This window comes from Paenibacillus sp. XY044 (assembly GCF_002257645.1).
Classification (GTDB): domain Bacteria; phylum Bacillota; class Bacilli; order Paenibacillales; family Paenibacillaceae; genus Paenibacillus_AQ.
Genome location: NZ_NQMO01000001.1, coordinates 370,387 through 383,359, shown reverse-complemented (window position 1 = coordinate 383,359; position 12,973 = coordinate 370,387). Strand labels below are relative to the sequence as shown.

The following is a 12,973-nucleotide window of genomic DNA, read 5'->3' as shown; positions in this document are numbered from 1 at the left end:
CTGGATCGCTGATGCCGTATGATTGGATCAGGCCGCCTTTGGCGGGCTTGTTCTTTTTCTTAAGGAAGAGACCCCTGCCGTCCACTTGCCGAATGGCAGGTAAGACAAAGCCACGGTCAGGAGATAGGACAGCACCACGCAAATAATGAACGACACCAGCATGCGCAACGCGACATTCCACCCGGCAAACCACCAGGCATCGAAGGAATAGGTGAAGCGCAGCATGAGAGCATGAGCCAGATAAGTGCCGTAGGAATATTTGCCGAGCAAGGACATCGCTCTCTCTGCACGCGGACCTGCCTGACGAGTCCATTGAAGCGCGAACCTGTATATGACGAAAACCGAGCTCACCAGAAACACGGCAATGAGCGGACGCAGCAGCGACACCAAATTAAAATTGATCTGCAGCCCGTCCGACATTTGAAAGCTGCCAACCAGGATATAGGTATAATATCCAAACAGGATCATAAAGACAGGCAAATAAATCACTCCGCCTTTTTCCACGGCCCATCTCCACCGCTCGGGAAACATGCCTGCTGCTGCCCCAAGGATAAAATAAAACGTGAAATAGACGAAGTTGCGATCGGCGTAAGCGTTAAAAAACGGAGTCAGAAACGGAATATCCGCTTTCGCCAGCAGCGCCCCGATTTCCGGCCGGAAGTACAACAGCACCAGATAAGCCAACCCGCTGAGCACCAACAGGATCATCCACAATCGGTGCGGAGCAGCCTTCATCATCCGGCGGATCAGCATGCGGAACACAGGGAACAGGATATAAAATTGCACGATCATGACCACATACCATAAATGATAACTGTTTTTGCCCGTGAAGAGCATCATCGCCCATTTTCCCCATTGCGCTGGTGACCCGAGGTTCCAATGCTGACTGATGCCGAAATAAACGGCCGACCACAATATGTAGGGAACCAGAACATCACTGAACCTTTTCCGTATAAAAGTGCCGTATCTCAGCGGCCCGTCGTAATTATAGAACAGCACCATCCCGGTGATGAAAATAAAAACGGGTACCGCGAACTTCGCCGCCATCAGCAGCAGTGTCATGATGACGCCGTCCTCCATTCTCACCCCGCCGACCACGGAGTAGTGGGCGATCGCATGCTGCAGGGCCACAGCCAAAAAGGCCATCCCGCGCAGCAGTTCAATTTCCTGTATCCTAGCTTTCTTTGACATACCTTCCTCCTGGTGCGAAAAGTGATGACGTTCCTGGATGATCATGCAGAATTTGTGTATGGAGCCAAGCGGATGAATCATTCAAAAATCACATGTTCCGTTTCATTTTCTTTACTTTACCCTTTTCCATCCTAAACGAAAAAAAGAACGCCCGCCAGAAAGAATTGGCAAAGCGTTCTTTGATCCAAACCCATACAGCCAGGCTCAGGATCGCGCCCGAACCACATCATTAAAAGCGTTTCGGGAGCAGCGCATAATCGACGCGTTCCGGAACTTCAATCAGCAGCAACCGAAGCGGGCCTTCCTGCACCTGTACCGTGATCTCTTCGTCATGATCGGTGCTCAGCAGCATAAAATCGCGCGCATCAAACGTTTCCTCATGGACGCCAGGAAGCTCACCGCTCCAGCGGCCACCGCCCCGAATCGCGAGCGCAGCCAGCGCCCGGCCCTTGCGGAGGAAGTGGTTATAGGAAGCGCCTGCTTCCAGCTGAACGTCCCACATCCCGGCATCCACGCTGAGCTTAAGCGGAGCGTCTCCGCCCACGATCTGTTTGACGGTTCCCCCGGCGATTTGCGTTACCGGGAACTGTTCGTGCTCCCATTGCTCGTAAGCCGGCTTCCGTTTATTCGATTCCTTCAGATCCGGCTCAAACCAGATTTGAAAGCTTTCCATGTCCGGACCGATCAGCCGCTCCTCATGGCTGACACCCGAGCCGGCCTGAATAAGCTGTGCACCGCCGGAACCAACCGTGCTGCGGGTACCGAGCGAATCCCCGTGTTCAGCCTTCCCCTGAATGACGTACGTCATAATTTCAAATCCAAAATGGGGGTGAAGAGGAATATGACCTTCCTCCGGGGTGTGGGCCCATGCCCAGTAAAACAACGGACCGATCCGGTTAATCACCGATCCCTCTCCCGGAAACCCGATCGGTTTCTGCTCCGTAATTGTTCCTCCATCAAATTGTCCGCGGCCTTGCATCGAAGGCAAATAGCGCCGTACATGCATGCGAATCCCATCCTTTCAAGTTTTGATTCATTTTCTGTAATAACGAGCATCCGAATATTTTCCTTGCGAAAATATTAATTACGAAAAATCCAGCTCCCTTGAGTATACCTTCCGAACCAATACAGCCCAAATGCCTTTCCCTATTATGCCATCCTTACTGAAACAGGCTGTATGCTCCCGGACCGGTCAATGCCACACCCACGACGGCGGCGATCAAAATCAGATTGTACTCAAATCCGTTCGACGTCACCCAAAAGCCGTTTTTGCCATGTACAGTGACTATGGCGCCGATCATCGTTACAGCGATCATCATCGCCGCAAGCGGAGTCCAAACACCGGCAGCGAACAGCAGCCCCCCGGCAAATTCAAAGATTCCCGTAACAAGCGCGATCAAGAAAGCCGGCTTCAAGTTCATCGATGCAAGCCACCCGGCCGTTCCTTTTAAGCCGCCTCCGCCAAACCAGCCGAACAGCTTTTGCGCGCCATGCCCGGCAAACGTAAGTCCAATCACCAAACGAATAATCAACAATCCCCATGCAACCATCTTCAACATCCTCCATTTTTTTAAATTTAATTTTCTTAATATTAAGATATTTAGCTAAAAAAAAGCACCTATAACCTTACAGATAATTTCCCAATACAATTCTAAACAAACTCCTCAATCAGCCCACTAATATCGGCATAACCGCTGCATTGGATCAGCCTCATTTCTGTTTGGTTAAACATCTTAATATTAAGATAATTCATAAATCGATCTTTGTCAATCCCTGATTTACATTTTTACTTCTTAACCCGTCGCCCAGGAAAAATTTATGTATTCCGTGCATATCCTCTTTTGATCCAGGTCACAATATTCCAAAAAAGACAGGGGGTGCAATGATGGACGCAAGCCTTAAAAAGGCCGGAAGTCCCGTTCCGAACGCCTCCTGGCAAAAACTGATCAGACATGAGACGCTCGGCATCATCAAATCCGAGACCTTGGTGCAGCTCGTTTCCGATCCTGCTCTCATCGATTTGCTAAAGACCAGCGCCCATATGCGCAAATCGCTTCTCGAACAGCTCCACGACGTTTTTTACGGGCAAACCCAAGCGATTCCACCCTCCTTCCAAGCAGGTGACAACCATGAATCCCCTCCTGGAGAGCCTAACCGGCCTGAAGACGCTCAATGACCAATATATTGCAGCCGACCTGATGCAGGATACGCAAGTCCGGATCAGTCTGCTCGCCCAGTGCCTGTTGGAACATCCGCCGCATGTTCAGGATACCGTAGCCAGAGAGCTGCGGACGGCTCTTGAATTTATGCAGCAGCTTACCGAATACTGCATACGTAAAGCATGGATTCTGCCCGACGCTTCGGCGCAGTGGGAGCAGGACCTGAAATGGGCCTATAAAGCCGTAAAAATGGTCTAGCGGTACTTGCCCCAGGGACCCATACAAACGGGCCGCATAATGCAGCAAGGAAGCTGCCCGCCAATCACACAAAAATAAAAAACGGTCCCCTAAGGGAACCGTTTTTTTGTCAGGTCTTTATCGGCGAACGTGATCATCTTCAGTCAAGGTAGCGGTATCGTCCGTTACCAGACCGAGATCCCTGTTGTAGCGCTGGGCATTCAGGGAACGGTTCCGGTTGAACACGTCGTAAATGTCCCGATCCCTGCCTCTGGCCTCGACGATAACCAAAATTTTACCCTTATCCACATAAGTTTCGTACTCTTTGGCCTCGTCTTCCGGAATGCCCAGGCCGATCAGTCCGCCGACGAGTCCGCCCGCACCGGCACCCACCGCAGCACCGGCAAGCGTTGCGGCAATCGGGCCTGCCGCGAGAATCGGGCCGATCCCCGGAATGGCGAGTGCGCCGATTCCCGCCAGCAGTCCGGCTACACCGCCGAGCATGCCGCCTGTGGCAGCGCCTGCGGCCACGCCTTCCGGCGCCTTCGTGCCGGTATCCTCCGTAATCGTCTGTAAATCTTCCCGGTCTCTCGTTACGACGGAAATATCCTCAGGGGGAAAACCGAAATCCTGCAGCTCAGTGATCGCCCGGGATGCTTCCTGCTCACTCTCAAAAACACCAACGATTTTTTTGCCATGATCCATGATTTCACCCTCCATTCATTGTTGTTATGCCTTCTATTACCCCTGTCCAGGGATTTGCAAACAACGATGAACCGCTGGTAAAGGCAGAAATTAATGGGGTCTGGTTCTCCTCGTCGGAACGGCCTCGAGCGGGTCGTCCGGCCAGTAATGCTTGGGGTAGCGGCCTTTAAGATCCTTTTTGACGTCAAAATAACCCTGCTTCCAAAAGCTGGCCAGGTCCGAAGTAACCTGCACCGGCCGCTGAGCCGGAGACAGCAGATGTAGGGTGAGCGGCGTCGCTCCCCTGCCGATGCGCGGCGTCTCATGCAGCCCGAACATTTCTTGAAGCTTCACGGCAAGCACCGGCTTGGCCGGATCGCTGTAGTCCACCGGGATCCGCGAACCGCTGGGAACGGTGACGTGAGTCGGCGCCTCCTGATCCAACTGCCTGCGCTGCTCCCACGTTAGACTTTGCTCAAGGACGGTAGACATTTGCAGCCGCTGCAGATCGCTCTTCTTCTTCATTCCGTGAAGGTATGGCAGCAGCCACTCCCGAAGGGTCCCGGACAGGGTCTCTCCGGAAAAATCCGGCCAGTCGGCATGCGTCAGATGCATGAACTGCAGCCGCTGTCGCAGCTGCGAGGAAGGTTTGGTCCACGGCAGAATGTCCAGTCCCTCGGCGGCAATACCGTCCAGCAGCGCTTCGGCTACGGCCTCAGGCGGCGGCGCAGGATCCGGCGACTCTCGCAGGATGACCACGCCCAGCTTCGTCACAAGTCTTGCTTTAACCCCCTGGATTTGCCGGTCCCAGGCGATAGCTCCTTCCCGGACGATATCATCCTGATGAAGTGCATACAGCTCCTCCTCCTGAAGAGGAGCAGCCAGAAGCACCCGTCCTTCTGCCCCTCTGGCGTCATCCACGCTGGCTGCCACGATATACGGGGCGCGGCTCAGCAGCTGAACTTGCCCGATCTCTACGCCCCTGCCCGAAGTCAGCAGAAATCTCCCGTTCCCCCGGTTCTGTCCGATCCGGTCGGGATACGCCAAGGAGAGCACCGGACCCGCGTTTTCCTCCCTGATCTCCTCTTCTGCGTTCAGATCCATGGAAACGCGAATGCCGCGGATCTCCTGCTCGATGCGGCGGATCAGCCCTTCGTCCGCGAGGCCGGACTGCGCTCCCCGGCCGCCGCGCATCCAAGCGGCCACAGCCTCAATCCGCTTCCGGATATCGACGTCCCGGTCCGCGGCCTGTCCCTGGAACAGGTCCCGCTCCTGCAGAAGGGCAGCCAATACGGCCGCCAGCATCCCATGCCCCTGCCCGGCTCCCAGCAGGACCATCCGCGACAGACGGGGATGCATCCCGGCAGCGGACATCTTTTTCCCCAGTCCGGTGATCCCTCCGCCGGCATCCAGTGCTCCCAACCGCTGCAGGAGCTCCACAGCATGCCCGTACGCCGCTGGAGGCGGCGGGTCAAGCCACTGCAAGCTGAGCGGGTCTTTCACCCCCCAGGCCGCAAGCTCAAGGGCCAGCGGCGCCAGATCGGTCTGTAATATCTCCGGCGTGCTCCGATCCGGCAGAAAGTCCTGCTCTTCCCGGCTCCACAGCCGGTAGGCGGTCCCCCGCATCGTCCGCCCGGCACGGCCCCTGCGTTGATCCGCCGACGCCTTGGACACTTTGACCGTCGTAAGTCCGGACATGCCGGTCCTTGGGGAAAACATCTGTGTGCGCATCAGTCCGCCGTCAACCACGATCGTGACCCCTTGGATCGTCAAGCTCGTTTCCGCGATGGAGGTGCTGAGGATGATTTTCCGGCGCCCCTGCCTGTCCGGTGCCACGGCTTCATCCTGTTCCTGCTGCGGCAGCTGGCCGTGCAGAGGACGGATCACACAGCCCGCCGGCAGCCCCCTCTGCTCGAGTTCCCGGCGGACCTGGCCGATCTCCCTCGCTCCGGGGAGAAACACAAGCATGTCCCCGTCATGGGCGGACAAAGCTCCCGCAACGACCGCAGCCACGGCGTGATGAAGCGGTGTTCCGGCAGCCGGCGGTGCGTAGACCGTCTCGACGGGATACTGCCGGCCCGCGCAGTGAACGACCGGTGCTCCGCCCAGCAAGGCGGCCACCGGCTCCGCTTCCAGCGTGGCCGACATAATCAGGAGGCGCAGGTCCTCCCGTAGGACCGACTGGGATTCCAGCGCAAGCGCAAGCCCCAGGTCGCCATGGATGTTGCGCTCATGAAACTCGTCAAAGATGATCATGCCGATGCCGCCAAGCTCTGGATCACGCTGCAGCATGCGCGTCAATATCCCTTCCGTCACGACCTCGATCCGCGTGGACGCGCTGGTCTTGCTGTCCATCCGGACCCGGTAGCCGACGGTTTGTCCAACCTTCTCACCGAGCTGCGAGGCCATGTAAGCCGCGGCTGACCGGGCCGCGAGCCTGCGCGGCTCCAGCATGACGATTTTTTGGCCGTCCAGCCAGCTTTCATGAAGGAAGGCGAGCGGAGTTTGGGTCGTTTTGCCTGCCCCCGGCTCGGCAATGAGCAGCGCCGACGTCCGGCGGTTCAATATTTCTTTCAGTTCCGGTATGACCTGAAGCACCGGCAGCTCCATTTCTGTCATGATTCCACCCGTTTTCTCTTTATGTATAGTAAGGATCAGGCCTAAACGATCGACCCGACAGCGTTGTATCACTCTATTATAAAGCCTGCATGCGCTGGATATCTATTCAGGTTTGCTATAAAATGTATCCATTCGGATTGACCGACCTGACTGATTAATGGGGAAAGGAGACAACATCATGAACCCAAGCAACCCGAAGCTGCGCGGACGGTTTGCCCCGACCCCCTCCGGGGAAATGCATATCGGCAATGCCTGGACGGCCCTGCTGGCCTGGCTGCAAATCCGCTCCGGGCACGGAAGCTTCATCCTCCGCATGGAAGACATCGACAAGCCCCGGTCCAAGCCGCACTTGGCCCGGCAGATTCTGGACGATCTGCGCTGGCTTGGCATCGACTGGGACGAAGGCCCCGACGTCGGGGGTCCCTATGCTCCCTATACGCAAAACGAACGGCTTCAGCATTACGAAGACGCCCTGAACCGGCTGCAGAAGCAGGGCGCCCTGTACACCTGCTTCTGCAGCCGGGCCGATCTCCTGTCCGCGGCCAGCGCCCCGCACGGACTCGCCGCGGAAGGGCCGGCCTATCCCGGCACCTGCCGGAATCTCAGCGCGGAAGAGAGGGTGGCCAAGGCCAAGCTGAAGCAGCCGTCCATCCGGTACCGGGTCGGGGAGGAGCCGGTGGCGTTCATCGACGGCGTCAGCGGACGGCATGCCTTTGACCCGGCAGCCACAGGCGACTTTATCGTCAAGCGGGCGGACGGCATGTTTTCCTACCAGCTGGCTGTCGTCGTGGACGACGCCATGATGCAGGTCACCCACGTGCTGCGGGGCGCCGACCTGCTGGATTCGACGCCGCGGCAAATCCAGCTCTACCAGGCGCTTGGCTGGGAGATCCCCTCCTTCGCCCACGTCCCCCTGTTTATGGGAACGGACGGCAGGCGGCTGGCGAAGCGGCATGGGAACACGAGCCTGGCGGCGCTCCGGGAGCAAGGGATATCCCCAGCCAAGCTCACCGGCTGGCTGGCCTGGATCGGCGGGCTATTGCCCGAGCCGGGTCCGGCTGCTCCCCGCGAGCTGATCGACAAATTCGATGTGGACCTCATTCCTGCCGAGCCCATCGTCATTTCAGAGGAGCTTCTTACCCGGCTGTACGAAAAATAATAGCGCTCACGCGGCTGCAAACTCACGACTTTATGGAGGCCGCAACATACCTCCGCACGGAAAACGGCAGCTCAAGGGTATCCACCGCTTGAGCTGCCGTTTTTCACAAACCTGAAGCTGTCATACCAACAGCGATTCCGCACCGTCGATTATGATCTGTGCCCCCGTAATATGCTTGGACTCGTCCGAAGCCAGGAAGGCCACCAAATCCGCCACGTCTTCCGGCTTGCCCGGTCCGTCGGCGAGAGGCTGGCTTCCTTCCGGAAACTTGACCGGAATCACGATTTCCTTCAGCTCTTCCGTCTTTTCCGTGCTTTGATCGATGTTGGTCGAGATCGCGCCCGGGCAAATGACGTTGACGCGAATTTTGAACTTGGCCAGCTCCAGCGCCGCCATTTTGGCAAAAGCCACCTGCCCTGCTTTGGATGTGCTGTATGCCGACATGCCAAAGTTCGAGAAGGTGCGGTTACCGTTAATCGAGCTGGTGATAATGACGCTTCCGCCCTGTTTTTTCAGATGCGGAATCGCGTATTTAACCGTCAGAAACGTACCGTTCAGATTCACGCTCAGCGTCTGCTGCCAATCCTCCAGCTGCATTTCCTCAATCGGGGCCAGTACGCCGTTGATTCCCGCGTTCGCGAACACCACATCCACGGAGCCGAACAGCTCGGCGGTTTCCAGCACCGCCTTCTCCACGCGCGCCGCATCCGAAGTATCCACGTCAAAAGCACGGGCGGCTCCTTCGCGGATCGCATTGATCTCGGCTTCCGTTTTTGAAGTCCGTTCATTGATCAGATCAAATAAGGCCACGTTAGCGCCTTCCTGCGCCAGCTTGATCGCCGCCGCTTTCCCGATGCCGGAGCCTGCGCCGGTAACAATCGCCGTTTTCCCTTCGAATCGTTGTTTGCTGAATTGCTGCTGACTCATCGCTATCTCTCCTTTTCCATCCTCATCAAATATAGTTATCTGTCTCAAGATTACCCAAAAAGGAGGTCAGCTTAATCATTGCGCAGCAAACAAATTTTTATACCAGCGAAGAGTCATCCAGATGCAAGCCGCTGATTACGACCACTGCAGCTCAAGGAATGCGGCGTCATCCTGAAGTCCTTCGGTATGGGGCGCATCGAGCAATATTTGGATCAGCTCGTCCGGCAGCACCTGATGAATCGGGTCCAGATCGGCGAGACCGTCGGTATACAGCTGCAGGCGCATCGGCATGCCGTAATCCAGCCGGGTTTGGTACACATGCGGTTTGCCGCCGACGGGGCCGGTTAACGTGGACCAGCGCTCATTGGTCCGAAACGTGTCATCAAAGTGCTCGCTGACTTCCAGCCCGTCCTTCCAAAACCGCAGCCGCGAGTCTCCCTGCCACGCCATCCACAGTCTCCCCTGCTTCCTTCTGCTTACGGGCAGCTCAATCCGGCCGCAAATATACATGGATTGGCTGCCCAAACGCTGCTTATCCTCCAGCACCTCCCGAAGAAGGGAGGGAACTCCGCCGGGAGGAGTTAATCGCTGAAGCTGCGCCGAGGCCGAGTCGGTAATGGACGACATGAATTCCGTGAATCCCGCCGAAGACCAGTCCCGCGTCTGGTCAAGCCAATCCAGCAGCGTGTTGCCGAGAAAACGTGCCGCAAAATCTCCTTGATAGCTCATGCTGACACCGTCGCACAGCACAAAATTGCACACGTCCCCGTAGGTTTGCACGCCGACGAAATCCTGTCCGTTATCCCCTTGCTGCAGCGTCTCCATCGCCCGTCCATAAGCGTACCTGCACAGCACCCGTCCGGAATGGGAAGCGAGCGGCTGTTCCTGGGCCTGGGAACTGATAAACGCAAACATGTCACCGGTTGCTGCCGAATTTAATTTCATAGGCGGATCCCTCCTAAGCTCTTACCGGCGTGGCCGCCGACATTTGAAAACCGATGGAAACAAGCTCAGCACAGCTTCCCGGAAGCATCATCAGCGCACCAGGGGCCAGCAAATAGTCGGCTTCAACCAGCATTTCCCGATAGCTTTCCGGAAGCGGGGAAGACATATTTCTCAACTTCACCGCATGCTCCTCATGGAGGGGCGTGTCCGGCAGGATGCCTCTCCAGCGGCGCGGCTGGGCAATCGGCTCCTCGAGCATATGATCGGAAATGAAAATGTTTTCCACGAGCACGTTCCCGTCAGGCACGCTCATGCTCATGATGCGCCTTACTATCGGTTCGGGATCCTCCCCCGTCGACACCCCGTCCGTCATGTGGCAGACCAGGGGAGCCGGGCAGTCCTGCATGCGCGGCAGCTCGGCCTGCAATATTTTCTCCGCCTGCTGAAAGGCTTTCGCCGAATCCGAAAACCTCCTTGGGGTCAAGTCCGGCAGGGAACCGACCGCCGCGATCTCATCGATCCCTTTGATCCCGTTCAGCAGATCATACACATCGTCGCTGTATGCCAGAATGGCGATCCGGTACCGGGGCGTCAGCCGGTTCCCTTTCGTGGACCGGTACACCATTTGGCGAATCGCAAGCGATAGCGCTTCGTACACCACATCAATCCGTCGCTTGCCGTCCATGAGCATATTCATTGACGCGCTGATGTCGATCAAATAGATGATTAGCGCCGGAGTCCGCTGGGAAGCCTGGATCGTATAGTTCATCGGTTAACAACTCCCCTTTGTAAATAATCCTTGGTCAGTTTAATATCTATACGTCAGGCAGCGAGTACGCGCCGTTGGACAGGAATTTATAGATGGCCGATGCCCGCGTTCCCACCTTGCCGACGGCCTTGAAATACACCGCATCCTGTTCATACAGGCGGGCGAAATCCTTGGCATAGGACCGGGCACGTTCAATGTCGCCGCCACGCTGGGCGTTAAAGGCCTGATTATAATAGGCAATCAGCTGGACGACCTGGCCGGAGCGCTTCTTCTTTAGCTGCTGCGCCTTGGCATCGGCTGCTTTGCGGGCCGCTTCCGCTTCCGCCTTAGCCTTCTCTTCCTTCTGCTTTTGAAAAGCAAGATAGGCTTCGTACTGCGCCTGCTTCTGATACAATTCCTGCAGTTTTTTTCGCTCGGCTTCCTTCTTTTCTTTGTCCTTCTGTTGCTTCATATAGGCGTCATACTTCGCTTGGACCGCATACTGATCCTGCAGTTTCTTGCGCTCTTCTGCTTTGCGCGCATCCTCGAGTTTTTTCTTCTCGGCCTCCGCCTGCAGGCGCTGCGCTTCCGCCTGTTTCCGGGCTTCTTCCTCTTTCCGCGCAGCCTCCTGCTTCTGCAGCTCCGCCTGCCGATCCGATTCCTCCTGTTGTTTATCCGTTTGCGCGGAAGAATCCGAACCCGCCGGAGCTGCTTCGCCGCCCGCCTTCGTGCCGGCATCTGCCTCCATTTTCTTCCCAAAAGAGTGATCGGCAACAATTTGATTGACAGCAAACGCCGCCCCGGCCAGAAGCAGGATGACAACCGCGGCCGTAGTCAGCCACTTGCGCGATCGGTAAAAAGGAGCTCCGGCCAATTTCCGGTCCTGCCCAGGCGGATTCAGCTCGAATTCCAGTCCCCGGATCGCCGCCTCCAGCTCGATCTCCATTGGCGAACCTTCGCTGACAAAATGATGGGCGGACCTGTATACCTCCAGGGCTCCGCTGAGATTCCCGCTTGCTTCGAGTCCCCTGGCCTGAAGAAACAGCCTGTTGACGACATTCTGATCCCCGGACCCGGAATCTTCCCCTTTAGCCAGGGCAGCCGCCTGCTCGGCGGCCGCCGCCGCAAACTTTCTCTCCACCGGCTCCGCCGTCGGCCGCAAAGCCGAAGGGGGAGCGGATTTTAAAGGCTCCGGTGACTCCACAGGCAGAACCGCATCCTCCTTCTCCGTACCGCTCTCTTCAGCATTTTCGCTGTGCTCCGACATCGTAGACAGCAGCACCAGCCATTCTCCGAATGTCGGACAGCTGCTCAAATCCTGGCTTTCCCAGGCTCGTCCAAACAGCTCCGCCGTCTTCGCCCCCCAGTTGCGTTCCAGGGAGTTCTTCAGAATAAAGTACCGCTCGCACGGATTTTGCAGTTCAGGCTGATCAAAATAGCTTTCTCCCCAAGCCTTTTCCACGACCAAGGGATCGCACCAGCCCAGCATTTCCGCGATAATGACCGCACCGGCGAACCGGTCGGCATATCCGCTCCACAATCCGCTTTGCACCGTCCGGTGCGCAGCATACCCCGGTGAACCCGCAAGCAGCACATCAGGCCGGTCCAGCTTCGGGCTATACATCTGCTCGATGTCCACCAGTTCGACCACGCTCCGTGGTTCCGGTAATTCCACTTCAGAAAAAAACGGAAGCATGACATTAGGCGCCGATAAATCGCAGTGCGCCAAGCCCCGCTGCTCCATCCCCGACCCAATCGCCGAAAGTGCTTTCGCCAGTGCAAGGCTCTCCCCGCGAAGCAGCCGGCGCTGGTCGGTCATAATATCAAACCAGGTGTGCCCGTAAATCCAGGGCATGAGCACCGCATACAGCAGGTCCGGATGCTTGGCAATCAGGCTTTCGTTTCTTTCGGGAGTGAGCACGTCTCGTCTGCAGACCTGCAAGCCCGGACTTTCACTGTACATTTCCATCATTTCGGATTGATAGACCATCGCAGGAATACGATATTTCGGAAAAAACACTTTTAATGCTTTCGCTTCATGAAGCTTCCCGCTGGCAGGAATCAGCTGGTAGACGATCCCCTGCCTGCCTGCCTGAGCGTAAGCTAATCCGGGAGCGGCAGGATGCTGGCCAACGCGGTACAACACCCCGTTAATAACCATTTCATCTCCCGCGTTCGGTTGAAAAGACATGGACACCCCCCTCTCTCATAAACTTTGTGGACTGCAAGAAAACCGGGAGTAAGAACACCCGGTTGATTATTCCTTCTATCTCATTCTACTGTAAACGGTCCTTAACTTGAATG

Annotated in this window: 12 protein-coding genes; 3 read left to right on the top strand and 9 right to left on the bottom strand. The window is 56.6% G+C overall.

What is annotated here, in order from left to right:
- Nucleotides 1–27: 27 nt before the first annotated feature.
- The 3 genes from CJP46_RS01780 to CJP46_RS01770 all read right to left on the bottom strand — a co-directional run bounded on the left by CJP46_RS01780 (nucleotide 28) and on the right by CJP46_RS01770 (nucleotide 2,741).
- Nucleotides 28–1,191: an acyltransferase gene (locus CJP46_RS01780; protein ID WP_094593886.1), complete on the bottom strand. Its 1,164-nt coding sequence runs from the start codon at nucleotides 1,189–1,191 to the stop codon at nucleotides 28–30.
- A gap of 229 nt (nucleotides 1,192–1,420) precedes the next feature.
- Nucleotides 1,421–2,197, bottom strand: a complete 777-nt coding sequence (locus CJP46_RS01775) for a pirin family protein (protein WP_094593885.1) — start codon at nucleotides 2,195–2,197, stop codon at nucleotides 1,421–1,423.
- Nucleotides 2,198–2,351: 154 nt separating this feature from the next.
- Nucleotides 2,352–2,741: a DoxX family protein gene (locus tag CJP46_RS01770; RefSeq protein WP_094593884.1), complete on the bottom strand. Its 390-nt coding sequence runs from the start codon at nucleotides 2,739–2,741 to the stop codon at nucleotides 2,352–2,354.
- A gap of 332 nt (nucleotides 2,742–3,073) precedes the next feature.
- On the opposite strand from CJP46_RS01770, the gene CJP46_RS36055 reads away from it, so the two are divergent.
- Nucleotides 3,074–3,367 carry a hypothetical protein gene (locus CJP46_RS36055; RefSeq protein ID WP_179280989.1) on the top strand — a complete coding sequence of 98 codons (294 nt, stop codon included), beginning with the start codon at nucleotides 3,074–3,076 and terminating at the stop codon, nucleotides 3,365–3,367.
- Nucleotides 3,321–3,608: a hypothetical protein gene (locus CJP46_RS01765; protein WP_094593883.1), complete on the top strand. Its 288-nt coding sequence runs from the start codon at nucleotides 3,321–3,323 to the stop codon at nucleotides 3,606–3,608. Before CJP46_RS36055 ends, CJP46_RS01765 begins: the two co-directional genes overlap by 47 nt.
- Nucleotides 3,609–3,725: 117 nt before the next feature.
- Here the strand turns inward: CJP46_RS01765 and CJP46_RS01760 are convergent, their stop codons facing one another.
- Together CJP46_RS01760 and hrpB are read right to left on the bottom strand one after the other, a co-directional pair.
- Nucleotides 3,726–4,292, bottom strand: a complete 567-nt coding sequence (locus CJP46_RS01760; RefSeq protein ID WP_373557950.1) for a general stress protein — start codon at nucleotides 4,290–4,292, stop codon at nucleotides 3,726–3,728.
- Nucleotides 4,293–4,382: 90 nt separating this feature from the next.
- Nucleotides 4,383–6,890 carry an ATP-dependent helicase HrpB gene (gene hrpB, locus CJP46_RS01755; RefSeq protein WP_094593881.1) on the bottom strand — a complete coding sequence of 836 codons (2,508 nt, stop codon included), beginning with the start codon at nucleotides 6,888–6,890 and terminating at the stop codon, nucleotides 4,383–4,385.
- A 178-nt stretch (nucleotides 6,891–7,068) separates the two neighbouring features.
- Here hrpB and gluQRS point away from each other — a divergent pair, with 178 nt between their 5' ends.
- Nucleotides 7,069–8,049, top strand: coding sequence for a tRNA glutamyl-Q(34) synthetase GluQRS (gene gluQRS, locus CJP46_RS01750; protein WP_094593880.1), 981 nt, complete (start codon nucleotides 7,069–7,071; stop codon nucleotides 8,047–8,049).
- A 120-nt stretch (nucleotides 8,050–8,169) separates the two neighbouring features.
- On the opposite strand, the gene CJP46_RS01745 is transcribed toward gluQRS, so the two are convergent.
- From CJP46_RS01745 to CJP46_RS01730, 4 genes are all read right to left on the bottom strand, one after another.
- Nucleotides 8,170–8,976 (bottom strand): SDR family oxidoreductase, encoded by an 807-nt coding sequence (locus CJP46_RS01745; protein WP_094593879.1) that lies wholly within the window; start codon nucleotides 8,974–8,976, stop codon nucleotides 8,170–8,172.
- A gap of 135 nt (nucleotides 8,977–9,111) precedes the next feature.
- Nucleotides 9,112–9,921: a hypothetical protein gene (locus CJP46_RS01740; RefSeq protein WP_256992148.1), complete on the bottom strand. Its 810-nt coding sequence runs from the start codon at nucleotides 9,919–9,921 to the stop codon at nucleotides 9,112–9,114.
- Nucleotides 9,922–9,934: 13 nt separating this feature from the next.
- On the bottom strand, nucleotides 9,935–10,690 hold the full coding sequence (locus tag CJP46_RS01735) for a vWA domain-containing protein (RefSeq protein ID WP_094593878.1): 756 nt from the start codon (nucleotides 10,688–10,690) through the stop codon (nucleotides 9,935–9,937).
- Between the two features lie 46 nt (nucleotides 10,691–10,736).
- Nucleotides 10,737–12,860 carry a hypothetical protein gene (locus CJP46_RS01730; protein WP_094593877.1) on the bottom strand — a complete coding sequence of 708 codons (2,124 nt, stop codon included), beginning with the start codon at nucleotides 12,858–12,860 and terminating at the stop codon, nucleotides 10,737–10,739.
- Nucleotides 12,861–12,973 lie beyond the last annotated feature (113 nt).